At 60.4% G+C, this 20,506-nt stretch carries 23 protein-coding genes and 1 pseudogene; all 24 read left to right on the top strand.

Annotated features, from left to right (window positions below):
* Window positions 1–22 precede the first annotated feature (22 nt).
* The 24 genes and pseudogenes from K7H22_RS10360 to K7H22_RS10245 all read left to right on the top strand — a co-directional run bounded on the left by K7H22_RS10360 (window position 23) and on the right by K7H22_RS10245 (window position 20,506).
* Entirely contained in the window at window positions 23–883 is an 861-nt protein-coding gene (locus tag K7H22_RS10360) for a hydroxymethylglutaryl-CoA lyase (RefSeq protein WP_230800741.1), read from the top strand.
* A pseudogene (locus tag K7H22_RS10355) lies at window positions 880–1,406 on the top strand (enoyl-CoA hydratase-related protein). The gene K7H22_RS10360 and the pseudogene K7H22_RS10355 overlap by 4 nt, the downstream one beginning before the upstream one ends.
* A 285-nt stretch (window positions 1,407–1,691) precedes the next feature.
* Entirely contained in the window at window positions 1,692–2,057 is a 366-nt protein-coding gene (locus K7H22_RS10350) for an NADH-quinone oxidoreductase subunit A (RefSeq protein ID WP_230800740.1), read from the top strand.
* Entirely contained in the window at window positions 2,057–2,581 is a 525-nt protein-coding gene (locus K7H22_RS10345) for a NuoB/complex I 20 kDa subunit family protein (RefSeq protein ID WP_230800905.1), read from the top strand. The genes K7H22_RS10350 and K7H22_RS10345 overlap by 1 nt, the downstream gene beginning before the upstream one ends.
* 78 nt (window positions 2,582–2,659) lie before the next feature.
* The gene (locus K7H22_RS10340; protein WP_230800739.1) at window positions 2,660–3,268 is read left to right on the top strand and encodes an NADH-quinone oxidoreductase subunit C; all 609 of its coding nucleotides are present in this window, start codon (window positions 2,660–2,662) and stop codon (window positions 3,266–3,268) included.
* Window positions 3,268–4,482 carry an NADH-quinone oxidoreductase subunit D gene (locus tag K7H22_RS10335; protein WP_230800738.1) on the top strand — a complete coding sequence of 405 codons (1,215 nt, stop codon included), beginning with the start codon at window positions 3,268–3,270 and terminating at the stop codon, window positions 4,480–4,482. Before K7H22_RS10340 ends, K7H22_RS10335 begins: the two co-directional genes overlap by 1 nt.
* The gene (locus K7H22_RS10330; protein WP_230800737.1) at window positions 4,479–4,781 is read left to right on the top strand and encodes a hypothetical protein; all 303 of its coding nucleotides are present in this window, start codon (window positions 4,479–4,481) and stop codon (window positions 4,779–4,781) included. The genes K7H22_RS10335 and K7H22_RS10330 overlap by 4 nt, the downstream gene beginning before the upstream one ends.
* Window positions 4,781–5,905: an NADH-quinone oxidoreductase subunit NuoE gene (gene nuoE / locus K7H22_RS10325; protein WP_230800736.1), complete on the top strand. Its 1,125-nt coding sequence runs from the start codon at window positions 4,781–4,783 to the stop codon at window positions 5,903–5,905. Before K7H22_RS10330 ends, nuoE begins: the two co-directional genes overlap by 1 nt.
* Window positions 5,906–5,943: 38 nt before the next feature.
* Window positions 5,944–6,813: an endonuclease gene (locus K7H22_RS10320; RefSeq protein ID WP_230800735.1), complete on the top strand. Its 870-nt coding sequence runs from the start codon at window positions 5,944–5,946 to the stop codon at window positions 6,811–6,813.
* Window positions 6,814–6,855: 42 nt separating this feature from the next.
* Complete coding sequence (locus tag K7H22_RS10315; RefSeq protein WP_230800734.1) at window positions 6,856–7,080, top strand: DUF5337 domain-containing protein; 225 nt, start codon at window positions 6,856–6,858, stop codon at window positions 7,078–7,080.
* A gap of 6 nt (window positions 7,081–7,086) precedes the next feature.
* Complete coding sequence (nuoF, locus tag K7H22_RS10310) at window positions 7,087–8,382, top strand: NADH-quinone oxidoreductase subunit NuoF (RefSeq protein ID WP_230800733.1); 1,296 nt, start codon at window positions 7,087–7,089, stop codon at window positions 8,380–8,382.
* Between the two features lie 5 nt (window positions 8,383–8,387).
* A complete protein-coding gene (locus tag K7H22_RS10305; RefSeq protein WP_230800732.1) occupies window positions 8,388–8,741 on the top strand; it encodes a hypothetical protein in 354 nt (117 codons plus the stop codon).
* 133 nt (window positions 8,742–8,874) lie between these two features.
* Window positions 8,875–9,300, top strand: a complete 426-nt coding sequence (locus tag K7H22_RS10300) for a DUF5333 domain-containing protein (protein WP_230800731.1) — start codon at window positions 8,875–8,877, stop codon at window positions 9,298–9,300.
* Window positions 9,301–9,306: 6 nt separating this feature from the next.
* Window positions 9,307–11,325, top strand: coding sequence for an NADH-quinone oxidoreductase subunit NuoG (gene nuoG, locus K7H22_RS10295; RefSeq protein WP_230800730.1), 2,019 nt, complete (start codon window positions 9,307–9,309; stop codon window positions 11,323–11,325).
* Entirely contained in the window at window positions 11,325–11,726 is a 402-nt protein-coding gene (locus K7H22_RS10290; protein WP_230800729.1) for a hypothetical protein, read from the top strand. The genes nuoG and K7H22_RS10290 overlap by 1 nt, the downstream gene beginning before the upstream one ends.
* Before the next feature lie 6 nt (window positions 11,727–11,732).
* The gene (gene nuoH / locus K7H22_RS10285; RefSeq protein WP_230800728.1) at window positions 11,733–12,770 is read left to right on the top strand and encodes an NADH-quinone oxidoreductase subunit NuoH; all 1,038 of its coding nucleotides are present in this window, start codon (window positions 11,733–11,735) and stop codon (window positions 12,768–12,770) included.
* Between the two features lies 1 nt (window position 12,771).
* A complete protein-coding gene (gene nuoI / locus K7H22_RS10280) occupies window positions 12,772–13,266 on the top strand; it encodes an NADH-quinone oxidoreductase subunit NuoI (protein ID WP_230800727.1) in 495 nt (164 codons plus the stop codon).
* Window positions 13,263–13,670, top strand: coding sequence for a carboxymuconolactone decarboxylase family protein (locus K7H22_RS10275; protein ID WP_230800726.1), 408 nt, complete (start codon window positions 13,263–13,265; stop codon window positions 13,668–13,670). The genes nuoI and K7H22_RS10275 overlap by 4 nt, the downstream gene beginning before the upstream one ends.
* Window positions 13,667–14,275, top strand: coding sequence for an NADH-quinone oxidoreductase subunit J (locus K7H22_RS10270; RefSeq protein ID WP_230800725.1), 609 nt, complete (start codon window positions 13,667–13,669; stop codon window positions 14,273–14,275). Before K7H22_RS10275 ends, K7H22_RS10270 begins: the two co-directional genes overlap by 4 nt.
* Window positions 14,276–14,358: 83 nt before the next feature.
* A complete protein-coding gene (gene nuoK, locus K7H22_RS10265) occupies window positions 14,359–14,664 on the top strand; it encodes an NADH-quinone oxidoreductase subunit NuoK (RefSeq protein WP_230800724.1) in 306 nt (101 codons plus the stop codon).
* 7 nt (window positions 14,665–14,671) lie between these two features.
* Window positions 14,672–16,759: an NADH-quinone oxidoreductase subunit L gene (gene nuoL, locus K7H22_RS10260; protein WP_230800723.1), complete on the top strand. Its 2,088-nt coding sequence runs from the start codon at window positions 14,672–14,674 to the stop codon at window positions 16,757–16,759.
* Window positions 16,759–18,300, top strand: a complete 1,542-nt coding sequence (locus K7H22_RS10255; protein ID WP_230800722.1) for an NADH-quinone oxidoreductase subunit M — start codon at window positions 16,759–16,761, stop codon at window positions 18,298–18,300. The genes nuoL and K7H22_RS10255 overlap by 1 nt, the downstream gene beginning before the upstream one ends.
* Window positions 18,301–18,315: 15 nt before the next feature.
* On the top strand, window positions 18,316–19,755 hold the full coding sequence (nuoN, locus tag K7H22_RS10250; protein ID WP_230800721.1) for an NADH-quinone oxidoreductase subunit NuoN: 1,440 nt from the start codon (window positions 18,316–18,318) through the stop codon (window positions 19,753–19,755).
* Complete coding sequence (locus K7H22_RS10245) at window positions 19,745–20,506, top strand: biotin--[acetyl-CoA-carboxylase] ligase (protein WP_230800720.1); 762 nt, start codon at window positions 19,745–19,747, stop codon at window positions 20,504–20,506. Before nuoN ends, K7H22_RS10245 begins: the two co-directional genes overlap by 11 nt.

The following is a 20,506-nucleotide window of genomic DNA, read 5'->3' as shown; positions in this document are numbered from 1 at the left end:
GCAAGATGAAACGGGGGGTGGCATGAGCGCAGAACGGGTCGAGATTTTCGAGGTTGGGCCGCGCGACGGCTTGCAGAACGAAAAGCGCGCCATTCCCGTGGCGGACAAGATCGCTCTTGTAGACTGCCTGAGCGGTGCAGGTTTCCGGCGCATCGAGGTGGCGAGTTTCGTCAGTCCCAAATGGGTGCCGCAAATGGCCGATAGCGGCGCTGTGCTGGCTGGGATCACCCGCGCATCCGGCGTGCGCTATGCGGCGCTGACACCCAATATGAAGGGGCTGGAAGGCGCGCTGGCGGCCAAGGCCGACGAGGTGGCGATTTTCGGTTCGGCCTCGGAGGGGTTCAGCCGCGCCAATATCAATGCGACGATTGCGGAAAGTCTGGAGCGTTTCGCGCCGGTCGCCGCGGCCGCGCGCGCGGCGGGTCTGCCGGTGCGGGGGTATGTGTCCTGCGTCACTGATTGCCCCTATGACGGGGTGGTTGCGCCCCATCAGGTCGCACGGGTGGCGGCGGCCCTGTTCGAGATGGGCTGCTACGAGATCAGCCTTGGCGACACGATCGGGCAGGGGCGACCCGAAACGATTGACGCGATGCTGCGCGCGGTGGTGCAGGAAGTGCCTGCAGCGCAGTTGGCAGGCCATTACCACGACACGGCTGGCCGCGCCCTCGCGAATATCGAGACCTCGCTGGCTTTGGGTTTGCGAGTCTTTGATGCTGCGGTCGGCGGCTTGGGCGGTTGCCCCTATGCGCCGGGGGCGGCGGGCAATGTGGCGACCGAAGCGGTGCATGCGCGTCTTCTGGCGCTGGGCTATGACACCGGACTGGACGCGGATGTGCTGGCGCGTGCGGCGGATATGGCGCGGGCCATGCGGGGTCAGGAATGAGCTATCAGACGATCGAGATCGAACGGGATGCGCGCGGGGTGGCCACACTCTGGCTGGCGCGGGCAGACAAGCATAACGCGCTGAATGCCGCGATGATGGCTGACCTCACAGACGCGGCGCGGATTCCGCGCTGATGGGGCTGACGGAAACGCGGCTGGGGCTGATCCCGGCCACAATCGGCCCCTGTGTCTGTGCCCGCATGGGCGAAGCGCGGGCACGGCGGGTCTTCATGTCGGGGCGACGCTTTGGTGCGGCCGAGGCGGTCGATCTTGGCCTGCTGGCGCGCGCCGTGCCTGCCGCCGATCTGGATGCAGCGGTCGAGGCCGAGATTGTGCCCTATCTGGATTGCGCGCCGCAAGCCGTGGCGCAGGCCAAGGCGCTGTTGCGCCATCTGGGGCCGGTGATCGACGAGGCGACCATCGCCCATACGATCCGCGAGTTGACCACCTGCTGGGAAGGGGATGAAGCGGTCGAGGGGATCGGCGCGTTCTTTGCCAAGCGCAAACCCGCGTGGCAGGGGTAGCGCAGCCCACCCCGCGGGCCAGAATCGTGCAAGGCGATGCCGCAACGCGGCGTGACCGCGTCAAACTGTTGAAAATCCTGCCTATCTTATGGTCACTCGGGTTGACCATTTGACGCATCATATCGGGTATTGGACTGTATCCTGTTGTATGCATTGATTTTTTGTAACACTTTCCAAAGACTGAATGTGATAGAGCCTCGGTTGACCCTGCGCGGGGGCAGGAGTAAACCTGCGCGCAAACCTGTAGCCAGCAGATTGCGCCGCTGGGCGCGAAAGGAGCCACTCTTGGAAGGGATGCTGAGGGAATACCTGCCGATCCTCGTGTTTCTGGCCATCGCCATCGGACTTGGCCTTGTCCTGATCCTGTCTGCCGTGATCATTGCCGTGCGTAACCCCGACCCCGAAAAGGTCAGCGCCTATGAATGCGGTTTCAACGCATTTGACGACGCGCGGATGAAATTCGATGTCCGGTTCTATCTGGTGTCGATCCTGTTCATCATCTTCGATCTTGAGATCGCGTTCCTGTTCCCTTGGGCTGTGGCCTTCAAGGATATCAGCATGGTCGGCTTCTGGTCGATGATGGTCTTTCTGGGCGTGCTGACCGTGGGCTTTGCCTATGAGTGGAAGAAAGGAGCGCTGGAATGGCAGTAATGACAGGCCTGAACACCGCGGGTGGCGACCGCGAGCATGCGACGCAGGCGCTGAATGCCGAACTGGCCGACAAGGGTTTCCTGCTGACCTCGACCGAGGATATCATCAACTGGGCGCGCACTGGCAGCTTGCACTGGATGACCTTCGGTTTGGCCTGCTGTGCTGTCGAGATGATGCATACCTCGATGCCGCGCTATGACGCCGAGCGTTTCGGGATTGCCCCGCGCGCCAGTCCGCGCCAGTCGGATCTGATGATCGTGGCCGGCACGCTGACCAACAAGATGGCGCCTGCGCTGCGTAAAGTCTATGACCAGATGCCGGAACCGCGCTACGTGATCTCGATGGGGTCCTGTGCCAATGGTGGCGGTTATTACCACTACAGCTATTCGGTGGTGCGCGGTTGTGACCGCATCGTGCCGGTGGATGTCTATGTGCCGGGCTGCCCGCCCACGGCCGAGGCGCTGCTTTATGGCTTGATGCAGTTGCAGCGCAAGATCCGCCGCACCGGAACAATCGTACGGTGACGCGCGCCGCAACTATCCTGCGCTGACCCGCGTGGTCCCGCTTGGGGCCGCCGATCCGCACCTAGAAGGAATGACGAGATGAGTGATGCGCTGAACGAACTGGGACAGCATATCGCAGAGCGCAGGCCGGAATGCGTGCTGGCCTGGGATGTGAGCCATGGCGAGTTGAACATGGATATCACCCCTGCAAATATCGAGGATTTCGTCGAATTCCTCAAGTCGGACCGCAATTGCCGGTTCTCGACCCTCGTGGATATAACCGCCGTGGACTATCCGGGGCGGTCCAAGCGCTTTGATGTGGTCTATCACTTCCTCAGCATGTACCGGAACCAGCGTATCCGCCTGCGGGTCGGCATCCGAGAGGACGAGATGGTGCATTCAATCACATCGGTGCACCCGTCTGCCAACTGGTTCGAGCGCGAAGTGTTCGACATGTTCGGCATCCTGTTTACCGGCCATCCCGACCTGCGCCGTATCCTGACCGATTACGGGTTTCGCGGGCATCCGCTGCGCAAAGATTTCCCGACCACAGGCTATACCGAGGTGCGGTATGACGAAGCGCAAAAGCGCGTCGTCTATGAGCCTGTGCAACTGGTACAGGAATACCGCCAGTTTGATTTCATGAGTCCCTGGGAAGGGGCCGAGTACATTCTTCCGGGTGACGAGAAGAAAGAGGGGGCGAAGTGATGGACGGCTCCAAGGGATTCAACGACGCTCAGACGGGCGAACAGAAGATCCGCAACTTCAATATCAACTTCGGCCCGCAACACCCTGCAGCGCATGGTGTGCTGCGTCTGGTGCTGGAACTGGACGGCGAGATCGTGGAGCGCTGCGATCCGCATATCGGCCTGCTGCATCGTGGCACCGAAAAACTGATGGAAAGCCGGACTTATCTTCAGAATCTGCCCTATTTTGACCGGCTGGACTATGTGGCCCCGATGAATCAGGAGCATGCTTGGTGTCTGGCGATCGAGAAATTGACCGGGGTCGAGGTGCCGCGCCGCGCCAGCCTGATCCGTGTGCTTTACTCGGAAATTGGGCGTATCCTCAGCCATCTGCTGAACGTGACCACGCAGGCGATGGATGTCGGCGCGCTGACGCCGCCACTCTGGGGTTTCGAAGAGCGCGAGAAGTTGATGATCTTCTACGAGCGCGCCTGCGGTGCGCGTCTGCACGCGGCCTATTTCCGACCCGGCGGTGTGCATCAGGATCTGCCTGATGACCTGATCGAGGATATCGACGCATGGACGGGTGATTTCCTCAAGGTTTTGGACGATATCGACGGTCTGCTGACCGAGAACCGTGTGTTCAAGCAGCGCAACTGCGACATCGGTGTCGTGACCGAGGAAGACATTCAGAATTACGGCTTTTCCGGCGTGATGGTACGCGGCTCTGGTCTGGCATGGGATCTGCGGCGCTCGCAGCCCTATGAATGCTATGACGAGTTCGAGTTCCAGATCCCCGTTGGCAAAAACGGCGACTGCTATGACCGCTACCTTGTGCGCATGGAAGAGATGCGCCAGTCGGTCAGCATCATGCGGCAGGCGCTTGCCAAGCTGCGGGTGGAAAAGGGCGATGTGATGTCGCGCGGAAAGATCACACCGCCCAAGCGCGGCGAGATGAAGACCTCGATGGAAGCGCTGATCCATCACTTCAAGCTTTATACCGAAGGGTTTCACGTGCCCGAGGGTGAAGTTTATGCTTGCGTCGAGGCCCCCAAAGGCGAATTCGGCGTCTATCTCGTGGCCGATGGCACGAACCGGCCCTACCGCGCCAAGCTGCGCGCGCCTGGTTTCCTGCATCTGCAGGCGATGGATTACGTGGCCCGTGGTCACCAACTGGCCGATGTGGCCGCGATCATTGGCACGATGGATGTCGTCTTTGGGGAGATTGACCGTTGAGCAGGCGTTTTGATGCAGTGACCCGCATGTCGGGTCTTCCCTTTGCCGCGCTGTTGCTGGTCACAGCCTGTGCCGTGCCACCCTCTGGCACGACCCCGCAGGATATCGCCAATTACGAGGCCGCAGTCGCCAGTATTGGCTGCTCTTTGGTGACGGAACCCGATTATCTGGCCGTTGGGCTGCAAACGGGGCTGACCCGCGAACAACTGGTGGAAATGACCCAGTACCAGCTTGCCGCCAAACGTGCCGAGACCCTGCCTGCGGGCGGGATCAAACTTACCACCGGAGTCTGTGCCTGATGCTTCGCCGTCTTTACCACGACCAGCCTGCCAGCTTTGCTTTCACGCCCGCTAACCGCGAATGGGCCGAGTTGCAGATGACCAAATATCCCGAAGGCCGGCAAGCCTCGGCGATCATTCCGCTGCTGTGGCGCGCACAGGAGCAGGAAGGCTGGCTGACCCGTCCGGCGATCGAGCATGTCGCGGATATGCTGGGGATGGCCTATATGCGAGCGCTGGAAGTGGCCTCGTTCTATTTCATGTTCCAGTTGCAACCTGTTGGTTCCGTGGCGCATTTCCAGATTTGCGGGACAACGACCTGCATGATCTGCGGGGCCGAGGACTTGGTCGCCGTGTGCCGCGAGAAGATCGCGGACAAAGCCCATACCCTGAGCGCCGATGGCAAGTTTAGCTGGGAAGAGGTCGAATGCCTTGGCGCTTGCGCCAATGCACCGATGGCCCAGATCGGCAAGGATTACTACGAGGATCTGACTGCCGCACGGCTGGCAGAGATCATCGACGAACTGGCCGCTGGCACGGTGCCGGTCGCCGGTCCGCAGAACGGGCGCTATGCGTCCGAGCCTTTGAGCGGCCTGTCCAGCCTCAAGGAAATGGATAGCGGCAGCACGCAGTACAATGCCAGCGTGCAGGCCGCCGTTGATATCGGCGACACTGTCAAACGGATCGACGGTACCGAAGTGCCGTTGACGGCCCCTTGGGTCGGCAAGTACGCCGCAGGTAAACCTTCGAAACCGGTGCCGCGTGGGGCTGCAAAGAAATCGCCGCGGCCCGACGAGGACGAAATGATCGGCAGACCGCCGGTCAAAGCTGCGGCAACGCCAGAGCCAACCTCTAACGCGGGCAAGAAGCCCAAAACAATGAAGGCCCCGCGCAAGGCCGGCGCCGACGATCTGACACTTATCAAGGGCGTCGGGCCGAAGCTGGAAGCCCTGCTGCATAGCATGGGATTTTTCCATTTCGACCAGATCGCCGCATGGACCTCGCAGGAGGTGGCGTGGGTCGATCAGAACCTTGAGGGTTTCAAGGGTCGCGTGACCCGTGATGACTGGGTCGCACAGGCCACAATCCTTGCCGAAGGGGGCGAGACTGAATTCTCCAGCCGTGCTAAGAAAGGCGAGGTCTGAGCAAGGACCGGCCAATAAGCATAAAAGGAGTTTGAACGATGGGTGAGCCGATGAAGAAGACCAGTTGCCAGATTGCCTGTTGGGCAATGGGCGCTGGCGCGGGTGTCGTGGCCTTTGTCATGCTGATGGCACTGGGCGGATGGAGCTTTATTCAGGCCGTATTTGGCGCGGCTGTTGTCTTTGCGGTTCTGGGTGCCCTGCTGTCATGGATCCTTTGCAAGCCCCTGCCTGCCCTGGGCGAGGTGAAGGCCGGTATGGACGAGATGGATGACCTCGCAGTTTCCGCGGCGACCAAGCCATCTGCTTCTGCGGCCCCTGTGGTGACGGCAAGCGCCGCAACGGCAACGCCTTCCGAGGCACCCAAGTCTGCGGCGGCATCGGCACCCGCGGCAGAGATCAAATCGGACACCCTGCTTGCAGGCGAAAAGGAACTGGCCACCCGCAAGGGTGAATGGGCCTACAAAGCGCCAGAAGAGGTTGCAACTGCGGCCAAAACAAAGGCAAAATCCAAGGCTGCCGCGAAATCCAAGGCCGGGGTGAAACCGAAGGCTACCGCAAAGCCTAAAGCCAAAGCGAAAACCGCTGAATCCGTCCAGTCCGCCGTGGCCGGCGACGGGCAGGGCGAAAAGCCCGCGACATTAAGCGCCGCACGCGGTGGAAAAGCCGATGATCTGAAGCAGATCAAGGGGATCGGACCAAAGCTGGAAACCATGTTGCATGGCATGGGCTTTTTCCATTTCGATCAGGTCGCCGCATGGAGTGCGGCAGAACTGGCATGGGTCGATGACAACCTGACCGGCTTCAAAGGCCGCGCCAGCCGTGACAATTGGGTCGATCAGGCCCGTATCCTTGCCAGTGGAGGAGAGACCGAATTCTCCAAGCGGGTCGAGGGTGGCGACGTCTACTAAGACGTCTGCCGATACAATGGAACAGGATTTACGGAACAGGACATGACGGTAGAGAAGGACAAGGAACTGGCACGCAGGGGACGGATGGCCGCAATTGTCATCGCGGGCACCGGCGTGTTCTGGATTCTTGCCACGATCATCGGCGGGCAACTGGGTCTGACCCAGCGCACACGTGCCCTGTTCGACCTGATGGCCCTGGCGGGTTTCGCCTGGGCTGTCTGGATGATTTACCAAGTCTGGCAACTGCGCCAGAGTGACAAGGGATAACCCGTGATGCTGAAAGATCAGGACCGCATTTTTACCAACCTCTACGGCATGCATGATCGTACGCTCAAAGGTGCGATGGCGCGTGGTCATTGGGATGGCACGGCGGGTATCCTCAAGAACGGGCGCGACTGGATCATCGACAAGATGAAGGCCAGCGGTCTGCGCGGACGTGGTGGCGCGGGTTTCCCGACCGGCCTGAAATGGTCGTTCATGCCCAAGGAAAGCGATGGGCGGCCCGCCTATCTGGTGGTCAATGCGGATGAATCCGAGCCCGGTACCTGCAAGGACCGCGAGATCATGCGCCATGATCCGCATACCTTGATCGAGGGTTGCCTGATCGCGTCTTTCGCGATGAACGCGCATGCCTGTTACATCTACATTCGCGGGGAATACATCCGCGAGAAGGAGGCTTTGCAGGCCGCCATCGACGAGGCTTACGAGGCCGGTCTGGTCGGCAAGAACGCCTGCAAATCAGGCTGGGATTTCGATATCTACCTGCATCACGGTGCGGGCGCCTATATCTGCGGCGAGGAAACGGCGTTGCTGGAAAGCCTTGAGGGTAAGAAGGGGATGCCGCGCATGAAGCCGCCATTCCCTGCCGGTGCAGGGCTTTACGGCTGCCCCACCACGGTGAACAATGTGGAATCCATCGCGGTGGTGCCTACCATCCTGCGGCGTGGACCGGAATGGTTTGCAAGCTTTGGCCGCCCCAACAATGCGGGCACCAAGCTGTTCGCGATTTCGGGCCATGTGAACAACCCCTGCGTGGTCGAGGAGGCCATGTCGATCGGTTTCGAGGAGTTGATCGAAAAACATTGCGGCGGCATTCGCGGCGGCTGGGACAACCTCAAGGCAGTGATCCCGGGCGGATCGTCGGTGCCGATGATCCCCGGTGCCGCGATGCGCGATGCGATCATGGACTTCGATTATCTGCGGGAACAACGCTCGGGCCTTGGCACGGCGGCTGTGATCGTGATGGACAATTCAACCGATGTGATCAAGGCGATCTGGCGTCTGTCGAAGTTCTACAAGCACGAAAGCTGCGGCCAGTGCACGCCCTGCCGCGAGGGCACAGGCTGGATGATGCGCGTCATGGACCGTCTGGTGAAGGGCGAGGCCGAGGTGGAAGAGATCGACATGCTGCTTGACGTGACCAAGCAGGTCGAAGGCCACACGATCTGCGCGCTTGGCGACGCGGCGGCATGGCCCATTCAGGGTCTGATCCGGCATTTCCGCGACGAGATCGAGGACCGCATCAAGCACAAACGGACAGGACGCGTCAGCGCTGTGGCTGCGGAATGACGGGGATGCATCGCATAGCTCTGGCCCTTGGGGTTTTGGTTGCCGTGACGGGTTGCGGGGTGGTGTCGAATGTGACCGACCGTCTGACCGGCAGCGGGCGGCAGGCCTTTGACGGGCAAGTCTTCCGCGCCTCGGTGGAATTCGACCGCGCTGCACCTGCTGATTTCGTGGTGCGCGTGCAGCAGGCGGGACGTTCGCTTGAAGGCGCGCGCGAGGCGGGCCGTTACGAGGCGACCAAGCATTGCATCGCCTATTTCGGCAATTCTGCCGCGGAATGGGCCGTTGGGCCGGATAGTCCGGAGTCCGCGCTGGTCCTTGACGCTGATACGCTGGTTCTGACAGGGCGTTGCGCGGCATGATGGCAAATCGGGTCACATCCAGAAGGACGGGGGCGCTGTTATTGCATAGCAATCGCCGCAATCCCCATCTGTGCCAAAGGGATCGGGGGCATTCTGATGCGCCGCGATCCGTTGGCATGGAGGGAGAGATGGCATGCAACTGACCCGTTTTGGAAACAGGACCCTGTTCGCAGGCCTTGCGGCACTGATGCTGGCTATGCCCGCTGCGGCGGCGGGAAAACCCCCGCTGCGCGATGTGGCGCAGATCGATGACCGCATGCTCTGGGTGGCCATCGCCATCGAGATCAGCGACCGCTGCGACAGTATCGACCCGCGCACGCTGCGCGGTCTGAACTACCTTTGGGGGATCCGCTCGGATGCCCAGAAGCTTGGATATTCGACTGCCGAAATCAAGGCCTATGTGGACAGCGACGCCGAGAAGTCCCGCATGCGCGGTCGCGGCGAGGCCTATGTCCGCGCCAAGGGTCTGAACCCTGAAAATGATGCCGACCTTTGCAAACTGGGTCAGGCGGAAATCGCGAATGGCAGCCAGATCGGCGCCTTTCTGAGAATGAAGTGAGAACCCATGGCTGACCTACGCAAGATCATCATCGACGGGAATGAAGTCGAAGTTGAGGGGGCGTTGACCCTGATCCAGGCCTGCGAGATCGCGGGGGTCGAAATCCCGCGTTTCTGCTATCATGAGCGTCTGACTATTGCCGGCAACTGCCGGATGTGTCTGGTCGAGGTCGTGGGCGGCCCGCCCAAACCGGCTGCATCCTGCGCGATGCAGGTGCGCGACCTGCGCCCCGGTCCCGAAGGCCAGCCGCCTGTGGTCAAGACCAATAGCCCGATGGTCAAGAAGGCGCGCGAAGGCGTGATGGAATTCCTGCTGATCAATCATCCGCTGGATTGCCCGATATGCGATCAGGGCGGCGAATGCGACTTGCAGGATCAGGCGATGGCTTACGGTGTCGATTTCAGCCGCTACCGTGAACCCAAACGCGCCGCCGAAGATCTGGATCTGGGTCCGCTGGTGGAGACCCACATGACGCGCTGCATCTCCTGCACGCGCTGCGTGCGTTTCACCACCGAGGTGGCGGGGATCAGCCAGATGGGCCAGACAGGCCGCGGCGAGGATAGCGAGATCACCTCGTATCTGGGCGAGACCCTGAACAGCAATCTGCAAGGCAACATCATCGACCTATGCCCCGTAGGTGCGCTTGTGTCGAAGCCTTACGCTTTCACCGCGCGGCCTTGGGAACTGACCAAGACCGAATCCATCGACGTGATGGACGCGCTGGGGTCCAATATCCGTGTGGACACCAAAGGCCGCGAAGTCATGCGCTTTTTGCCGCGCAACCATGACGGCGTGAACGAGGAATGGATTTCCGACAAGACCCGCTTTGTCTGGGACGGGTTGCGCCGCCAGCGTCTGGACACGCCCTATATCCGCGAGAACGGCAAGCTGCGTCGTGCTGGCTGGGACGAGGCGCTGAAAGCGGCGGCGGCGGCGATGAAGGGCAAGAAGCTGGCCGGTCTGGTCGGTGATCTGGCTCCTGTCGAGGCGGCTTTCGCTCTCAAGGCGCTGGTCGAAGGTCAGGGCGGAGTTGTGGAATGCCGCACGGATGGTGCTAAATTGCCAAGCGGCAATCGCAGCGGTTATGTCGGCAACGCCTCTATCGAGGATATTGACGATGCCAAGATGATCCAGATCATCGGCAGCAATCCCGCGATCGAGGCGCCTGTTCTGAATGCCCGTATCCGCAAGGCGTGGCTGCGGGGCGCGACTGTCGGGCTGATCGGCGAAGCGGTTGACCTGACTTATGAATACGACCATGTGGGCACTGACCGCGCCGCGCTCGAAAAGCTTTCTGCGCAGAAAATTTCGCAGGACACACAGGATGCACCCTCACTGGTGATCGTGGGGCAGGGTGCCCTGCGCGAGGCGGATGGGGCTGCTGTGCTGGCCCATGCCATGGCGCTGGCCGAGAATAGCAAATCCAAGCTGCTGATCCTGCACACCGCTGCGGCCCGCGTTGGCGCGATGGATGTGGATGCGACCAATGCCGATGGCATGAAAGCGCTCGAGGGTGCAGAGGTGATCTATAACCTTGGCGCGGACGAGGTCGAGATCGCGTCGGGCGCGTTCGTGATCTATCAGGGCAGCCACGGGGATCGCGGCGCGCACCGCGCCGATATCATCCTGCCAGCCGCCGCTTACACCGAAGAAAACGGTCTGTTCGTGAATACCGAAGGCCGTCCGCAACTGGCGCTGCGCGCCGGTTTCGCGCCGGGCGAGGCCAAGGAGAACTGGGCGATCCTGCGGGCGCTTTCGTCGGAACTTGGAGCGACACTTCCCTATGACAGTCTGGCGCAACTGCGCCGTGCACTGGTTGAGGCGCATCCGCATCTGGGCGATATCGACATCGTGGCTGATAATGGCTGGACGGCGCTGCCCAAAGCGGCACTGGGCAAGGCCGATTTCCGCAACGCGATTGCGGATTTCTACCTGACCAACCCGATTGCGCGCGCGAGCGAGTTGATGGCCGAACTCAGTGCAGGGGCCAAGGCACGCGGCCAGAAGGCTCTGGCAGCCGAGTGATGCGGGGACCGGCGATCATATCCGGTCTTGCGCTGATCACGGCGGGGCTTCTGTCCGGTTGCAGCGATTCCTATGACACTGTGTCGCGGGCCGCTCCTGCCTATGAGGGGGTCGATACGCGGCTTCTGGAAGGCGGACTGGTGCGGTTTCAGGTCGTCATGCGCGGTGCGCGCAACCAGGAAGATGTCACCGCCTATGCGGAATGCGCTGCAGCGCAGTATGCGTTGATCAGGGATTACGGTTTTGCCCGTCATTTGCGGACAAATGTGACAGAACAGGGTGGTCTTTGGCGCGGGGATGCAGTTTACACCATCTCGGCCCAGCTGCCCCGCGGATTGCGGACACTCGACGCGGAAGTCGTTGTGGCGCAATGCGCGGAAAACGGAATACCGACGGTGTGAGGACCAATGGCTGACTTCTTTACAACCCCTCTGGGGATCGCAGTTCTTCTGGTGGCGCAATCGCTGGCGGTTGTGGCTTTCGTGATGATCAGCCTGTTGTTTCTGGTGTATGGCGATCGCAAGATTTGGGCTGCCGTCCAGATGCGGCGTGGGCCGAACGTGGTGGGCCTGTTTGGTCTGCTGCAAACCGTGGCTGACGCACTGAAATATGTCGTCAAGGAAGTTGTGGTGCCTGCGGGCGCCGACAAGACGGTCTTTTTGTTGGCACCGCTGACCAGTTTCGTGCTTGCGATGATCGCATGGGCGGTGATCCCCTTCAACGAGGGGTGGGTGCTGTCCGATATCAACGTGGCAATCCTTTATGTCTTCGCGGTCTCCTCGCTTGAGGTTTACGGCGTGATCATGGGGGGCTGGGCCTCGAACTCGAAATACCCGTTCCTTGGCTCGCTGCGCTCGGCCGCGCAGATGATTTCCTACGAGGTCAGCATCGGTCTGATCATCATCGGGGTGATCATCTCGACCGGATCGTTGAATTTCAGCGATATCGTGCGCGCGCAGGACGGGTCATACGGGTTCTTCAGCTGGTACTGGCTGCCGCATTTCCCGATGGTTTTCCTGTTCTTCATCTCGGCGCTGGCGGAAACCAACCGTCCGCCCTTCGACCTTCCGGAAGCGGAATCCGAACTGGTGGCGGGCTATCAGGTCGAATACAGTTCAACCCCGTTCCTGTTGTTCATGGCCGGCGAATATATCGCGATCTTCCTGATGTGCGCGTTGATGAGCCTTCTGTTCTTCGGCGGCTGGCTGTCCCCGATCCCCGGTCTGCCCGACGGACCGCTGTGGATGGTCGGCAAGATGGCGTTCTTCTTTTTCCTCTTCGCGATGGTGAAGGCGATCACGCCGCGCTACCGCTATGACCAACTCATGCGGATCGGCTGGAAAGTCTTCCTTCCGATGTCGTTGGCCTGGGTTGTGATCGTGGCTTTCCTTGCGAAATTCGAACTGTTCGGCGGCGCTTATGCCCGCTGGGCGATTGGAGGCTGATATGGCACAGATTGATTACGGACGCGCGGTTGGCTATTTCCTGCTGTCGGACTTCATCAAGGGCTTCCGGCTGGGTTTCAAATACTTCTTCGCCCCCAAGGCGACGCTGAACTATCCGCATGAGAAAGGCCCGCTTTCCCCGCGTTTTCGTGGTGAACATGCGCTGCGTCGCTACCCCAACGGCGAGGAACGCTGCATCGCCTGCAAACTCTGCGAGGCGATCTGCCCCGCGCAGGCCATCACCATCGACGCGGAACCGCGCGAGGATGGCAGCCGGCGCACCACGCGTTACGACATCGACATGACCAAGTGTATCTATTGCGGTTTCTGTCAGGAAGCGTGCCCAGTGGACGCGATTGTTGAGGGACCAAATTTCGAGTTTTCGACCGAGACCCGCGAAGAGTTGTTTTATGACAAGGCAAAACTGCTTGAGAACGGCGACCGCTGGGAGGCCGAGATTGCCCGCAACCTCGAATTGGATGCACCCTACAGATGACTGATGGAAAAACCCCTTTTGAACTGATGATTGCCCAAGCGCAGGAGATGGTAAAAGCCTTCAACCCGGCGATGTCCTCATTCGATCCCAAGGGGTTCGAGAAGATGTGGCCGACCATGTCGCGCGACGCCATGGAAATGTGGTTCGGCAAGGGGATCAGTAAAGAAGGTCTGGACGCCAAGACCCGGCTTTTGCTGATGCTGGCGGGGCTGACCATGCAGGGCGCACAAAGCGATGTGGCCATGCGCCAGACCGTGCGCCATGCGATGGAAGCAGGGGCCAGCAAGGACGAAATAGCCGAGACCATCGCCCAGATGTCGATGTTCGCCGGTATTCCTGCCATGACCCGCGCAATGGAACTGGCGCGGCAGGTGATGGACGATACGGAGGATAACCAGTCATGACGATTTTAGCCTTTTCCTTCTATCTCTTCGCGCTTTCTGCGCTGGCGGGGGGGCTGTTCACCGTCATCAGCCGCAACCCCGTGCATTCCGTGCTCTGGCTGATCCTGACCTTCCTGTCCGCAGCCGGTCTTTTCGTGCTGTTGGGGGCGGAATTTGTCGCGATGTTGCTGGTGATCGTCTATGTCGGCGCGGTCGCGGTGCTGTTCCTTTTCGTTGTGATGATGCTGGATGTCGATTTTGCCCAGCTCAAGGCGGAAATGGCCCGCTACATGCCGCTGGCCCTGCTGATCGGCGTTGTGCTGCTGATGCAGTTGTCGCTGGCTTTTGGCGTTTGGCAAACCTCGGAAGGTGCGATGGCGGCGCGCGCTGCGGTGACCCCGACAGATGTGACCAATACCGCGGCTTTGGGTCTGCTGGTCTATGACAAGTATTTCCTGCTGTTCCAGCTGTCCGGCCTGATCCTGCTGGTCGCCATGATCGGCGCGATCGTGCTGACGCTTCGGCACCGCAAGGACGTCAAGCGGCAGGATGTGCTGGCGCAGATGTGGCGCGATCCGGCCAAGGCGATGGAACTGAAGGACGTCAAACCGGGGCAGGGCCTCTAGGGGTCCGTCCGCGACCGCCCGCCAGGGGCAAACCAAAACACGCCGGGTGCCAGGCCCGGCCAAACGAAGAACCGAGGGACGACATGATTGGCTTGGAACATTATCTGACGGTGGCGGCGGCGCTGTTCGTCATAGGGATTTTCGGTCTCTTCCTGAACCGGAAGAACGTGATTATCCTGCTGATGTCGATCGAGCTGATGTTGCTGGCGGTGAATATCAATCTGGTCGCATTTTCCAGTTTTCTGGGCGATCTGGTCGGGCAAGTGTTCACGCTGTTCGTGCTGACCGTAGCCGCTGCCGAAGCGGCGATCGGCCTTGCGATCCTTGTCTGCTTCTTCCGGAACCGCGGCACGATTGCCGTCGAAGACGCCAACGTGATGAAGGGCTGAGGGTATCATGGCAACGATTATTCTGTTTGCGCCCCTGATCGGGGCCCTGATCGCGGGTTTCGGCTGGCGGATCATCGGCGAAGCGGCGGCGATGTGGGTGACAACGGGGCTGTTGTTTCTGTCGGCCATCCTGTCATGGATCATCTTCCTGACATTCGACGGGGTCACCCAACAGATCGAATTGCTGCGCTGGGTCGAAAGCGGCTCTCTCAGCATCGACTGGGCGATCCGTCTGGACCGTCTGACCGCGATCATGCTGGTCGTGATCACATCGGTTTCGGCTTTGGTGCACCTCTATTCTTTCGGCTATATGGATCACGATCCGCAGTGGAAAGAGCACGAAAGCTACAAGCCGCGTTTCTTTGCCTATCTGTCCTTCTTTACCTTCACCATGCTGATGCTGGTGACGGCGGATAACCTGCTGCAAATGTTCTTTGGCTGGGAAGGTGTGGGTGTCGCATCCTATCTGCTGATCGGGTTCTACTACCGCAAGCCATCGGCCAATGCCGCGGCGATCAAGGCTTTCGTGGTTAACCGTGTCGGCGATTTCGGCTTTCTGCTGGGGATTTTCGCGATCTTCTACCTGACGGATTCGATCCGCTTCGATGATATCTTTACCACCGGCCCGCAACTGTCCGAAACGCAGATCGCATTTTTGTGGACCGAGTGGAATGCGGCCAACCTGATTGCGATGCTGCTGTTCATCGGTGCGATGGGCAAATCTGCGCAACTGTTCCTGCACACATGGCTGCCCGACGCGATGGAAGGCCCGACACCTGTGTCGGCGCTGATCCATGCCGCAACCATGGTGACCGCAGGCGTGTTCCTTGTCTGCCGCATGTCGCCGATTCTGGAATACGCACCGGAAGCCATGATGTTTGTCACTTTCCTTGGTGCCAGCACCGCGTTCGTGGCGGCGACCATCGGCCTGGTGCAGAACGACATCAAGCGCGTGATCGCCTATTCGACCATGTCGCAGCTTGGCTACATGTTCGTGGCCGCCGGTGTGGGTGTCTATTCGGTGGCGATGTTCCATTTGTTCACGCATGCCTTCTTCAAGGCGATGCTGTTTCTTGGCGCGGGTTCCGTGATCCATGCGATGCATCACGAGCAGGATATGCGGAACTATGGCGGCTTGCGTAAAAAGATCCCCTATACGTTCTGGGCGATGATGATCGGTACGCTGGCGATCACCGGCGTCGGTATCCCGCTGACATATATCGGTTTTGCAGGCTTCCTGTCCAAGGACGCCGTGATTGAAAGTGCCTTTGCCGGGACAGCGGGCGGCTATGCCTTCTGGATGCTGGTGATCGCGGCGCTGTTGACCAGTTTCTACAGCTGGCGCCTGATGTTCCTGACCTTTTTCGGTGCGCCCCGCGGTGACAAGCACACGCATGACCACGCCGATGAAAGCCCCAAGGTCATGCTGATCCCGCTGGGCGTTCTGGCGCTGGGATCGGTCTTTGCTGGGATGATCTGGTATAACAGCTTCTTCGGTCACACCGATACGGTCGCCAAATGGTTCGGCGTCTCCTATGCCGAGGCCGAAGCCCATGCCGAGGAAGGCGCCGAGGCCGCCGATGCCGACCATAGCGAAACCACTGGCGATGGCACGCATCACTATGTCTTCACCGGTGCACCGGGCGAGGGGGCCATTCACCATGCCCCCGGCAATACCGTTCTGAACGACGCGCATGAAGTGCCGAAATGGGTCAAGGTCAGCCCCTTCGTGGCGATGATCATCGGTCTGGCTACGGCCTTTTGGTTCTATATCCTGAACCCCGCCTTGCCGCGCAAACTGGCCGAGGTGCAGCGTCCGCTTTACCTGTTCCTGCTGAACAAATGGTATTTCGACGAGATTTATGACGCGATCTTCGTGCGCCCCGCGCGGGCTATAGGCGGCATTTTCTGGAAACGCGGCGATGGCAATATCATTGACGGCTCGATCAACGGTCTGGCGATGGGGCTGATTCCGATGCTGACCCGTTTCGCGGGCCGCGCGCAGTCGGGATATATCTTCACCTATGCCTTTGCGATGGTGATTGGGATCGTGGTCCTGATCACGTGGATGACGCTCACCGGAGGGGCGGAATAATGGATAACCTTCTTTCCATCGTCACCTTCGTTCCGGCGCTGGCGGCCCTGATCCTGATCATCTTCCTGCGCGGGGACGAAGCTGCCGCGCATCGCAATGCCAAATGGCTGGCGTTGATTGCGACAAGCGTGACCTTCCTTGTCTCGCTGTTCATCCTGCTGCAATTCGACCGCAGCGATACCGGCTTCCAGTTCGTCGAGGAACGGACATGGATTATGGGGCTGACCTACAAGATGGGTGTCGACGGGATCAGTATCCTGTTCGTGATGCTGACCACCTTCATGATGCCGCTGGTGATTGCCGCATCGTGGGATGTGAACACCCGCGTCAAGGAATACATGGTTGCGTTTCTGCTTCTGGAAACCCTGATGCTGGGCGTCTTCATGGCGCTGGATCTGGTGCTGTTCTACCTTTTCTTCGAGGCAGGTCTGATCCCGATGTTCCTGATCATCGGCATCTGGGGCGGCAAGGCGCGGATCTATGCCAGCTTCAAGTTCTTCCTCTATACCTTCCTTGGCTCGGTCCTGATGCTGGTGGCGATGGTGGCGATGTATTCGGATGCCGGCAGCACGGATATTCCGACGCTGATGCGCCATGAGTTCGGTTCCGAGACCTTCAGCCTTATGGGTGTGCAGATCGTGGGCGGCTTGCAAACGCTGCTGTTTCTGGCCTTCTTTGCCAGTTTCGCGGTCAAGATGCCGATGTGGCCGGTCCATACTTGGCTGCCCGATGCCCATGTGCAGGCCCCGACTGCGGGTTCTGTCGTGCTGGCGGCGATCCTGCTGAAAATGGGGGGCTATGGCTTCCTGCGCTTCAGCCTGCCGATGTTCCCTGTCGGCGCGGATGTGATGACGCCGCTTGTGCTGTGGATGTCGGCTATCGCCATTGTCTATACCTCGCTGGTGGCGCTGGTGCAGGAAGATATGAAAAAGCTGATCGCCTATTCATCCGTGGCCCATATGGGTTACGTGACCATGGGGATTTTCGCGGCCAACCAGCAAGGCATCGACGGTGCGATCTTCCAGATGATCAGCCACGGCTTCATCTCGGGAGCGTTGTTCCTTTGCGTGGGCGTGATCTATGATCGGATGCACACGCGCGAGATCGACGCCTATGGCGGTCTGGTCAACCGGATGCCCGCCTATGCGCTGATCTTCATGTTTTTCACCATGGCGAATGTGGGCCTGCCGGGAACATCGGGTTTCGTGGGCGAATTCCTGACACTGGTCGGTATCTTCCAAGTCAATACATGGGTGGCGCTGGTGGCGACATCGGGCGTGATCCTTTCAGCGGCTTATGCGCTGTGGCTCTACCGGCGCGTGGTGCTGGGCGATCTGATCAAAGAGAGCCTGCGCTCGATTACCGATATGACCCGCCGCGAAAAGGCGATCTTTGCGCCGCTGGTGGTGATGACCCTGCTGCTGGGCGTCTACCCCGCGCTGGTGACCGATATCATCGGTCCCTCGGTCGAGGCGCTGATTGCCGAATATGACATTGCCCGTGCCGAGGGGTCGACCCTCCGCATGTTGGCCCAGAACTGAACGGAGCGCTGAGAGATGATCCAGGCTGATCTAACCATAATCCTGCCGGAAATCCTGCTGGCCCTCTACGCGATGCTGGCGCTGCTGTTCGGTGTCTATACCGGCAAGGACAGAATGGCGCCGCTGCTCACATGGACGACGGCGGGTGCCTTTGCGCTATTGGCGGCATGGATCGGGCTGAACGGTGGCGGCAATAACGTGGCCTTTGGCGGCATGTTCCATGACGACGCTTTCGCGCGCTTTGCCAAGGTGATGATCCTGTTGTCGGCGGCGGCAGTACTGCTGATGAGCCAGGAGTATATGGAGCGGCGCGGCCTGCTGCGCTTTGAATATCCGGTTCTGGTCGCGCTGAGCGTGGTCGGCATGATGATGATGGTCAGTGCAGGCGACCTGATGGCGCTTTACATGGGGTTGGAACTGCAATCGCTGGCGCTGTATGTGATCGCGGCCCTGCGCCGTGACAGCCTGAAATCGACCGAGGCGGGGCTGAAATACTTTATCCTCGGCGCGCTGTCTTCGGGTCTGCTGCTCTATGGTGCGTCACTGGTTTACGGCTATGCGGGCACCACCCTTTTCTCGGGCATCATCGCGGCGGCGGGTGAGGGGCAGATGTCGTTGGGCATGCTGTTCGGTCTGGTCTTCGTGATGTCGGGTCTGGCCTTCAAAATCTCGGCTGTGCCCTTCCATATGTGGACGCCGGACGTCTATGAAGGCTCGCCCACGCCGGTGACCGCCTTCTTTGCGACCGCGCCCAAGGTGGCGGCGATGGCGCTTTTTGCCCGCGTGCTGCATGACGCTTTTGGCGGGGCGACGGCGGATTGGCAGCAGATTCTGGCGCTTCTGTCGGTGCTGTCGATGTTCCTTGGCGCGATTGCCGCGATCGGGCAGCGTAATATCAAGCGTCTGATGGCCTTCTCGTCCATCGCCCATATGGGGTATGCGCTGATGGGTCTGGCGGCGGGCACAGTGTTCGGTGTGCAAGCGATGCTGGTCTATATGGCGATCTATGTGACGATGAATGTCGGCACCTTCGCCTTCATCCTGTCGCTGGAGAAAGATGGCCAGCCCGTGACCGATATCGCGGCGCTGAACATGTATGCCAAACGTGAGCCTGGCCGTGCGCTGGCTATGCTGATCTTGCTGTTCAGCCTTGCAGGTGTGCCGCCGCTGGTAGGCTTCTTCGGCAAGTTCTACGTGCTGCGGGCTGCCTATGATGCCGGTCTGGCATGGCTGGCGGTCGCAGGCGTGATCGCGTCGGTGATCGGCGCCTATTACTATCTCAGGATCGTCTTTTACATGTATTTTGGCGACGAGGGCGAGGAACTGGACGGGGGTAAATCGCCGGTTCTCTGGGCCTTCCTGATGGCGTCGGCGGCGGCGATGCTTCTGGGCGTCGTCAACCTGTTCGGGATCGAGGGCGCGGCTGCGGCGGCGGCGGCGACGCTTGTCAACTGAACCGCTTCCGGCGGGCTGGCCCCAAGGGACAGCCCGTATCATTCTGCCAGAGGTAGACAGCACCCTGAACGAGGCGGCACGCCGCTTGGACGGCCTGAAAGGGCCAAGCTGGATACTCGCGCTGAACCAGACAGCCGCACGTGGCCGGCGGGGCAGGGCATGGACCCATCCCGCAGGAAATTTCGCGGCGACATTGGTTTTGCATGGCCCCTTTGCCCCTGCATCGGCGGCTTTGCGGTCTTTCGTGGCCTCGCTGGCGCTGCACGAGGCGTTTGCGGCCGCAACAGGGCGCGCGGGCAGTTTTGCGTTGAAATGGCCCAATGATGTGCTGCTGAATGGCGGCAAGGTGGCTGGCATGCTGCTGGAGACCATCGGCCCGCGCGGTGCGGCCCTGTCCATCGGGATCGGGGTCAATCTGGCGCAGGCGCCGGGTGCCGATCAGGTCGAAGCGGGGGCCGTGCGTCCTGTATCGCTTTTGTCTGAAACGGGGGCACTTGTCAGTCCTGCGGACTTCCTCGACCTGCTGGCTCCCGCTTATGCCCGTTTCGAGGCGCAATTCACCACCTATGGTTTCGCCCCGATCCGTGCCGCATGGCTGGCGCGGGCGGCGCGTCTGGGCGAACAGATTACCGCGCGCCTGCCTGCCGAAGAGGTTGCGGGCCGTTTCGACACGGTGGACGAACAGGGACAACTTGTCCTATCAACGCCGCAAGGGTTGCGTCATATCGCGGCCGCTGACGTATTTTTCTAA

The sequence above is a fragment of the Seohaeicola saemankumensis genome, assembly GCF_021021435.1.
Taxonomy (GTDB): Bacteria; Pseudomonadota; Alphaproteobacteria; order Rhodobacterales; family Rhodobacteraceae; genus Seohaeicola.
The sequence above is the reverse complement of the archived record's forward strand: the minus strand, read 5'-3'. Positions and strand labels throughout refer to the sequence as shown.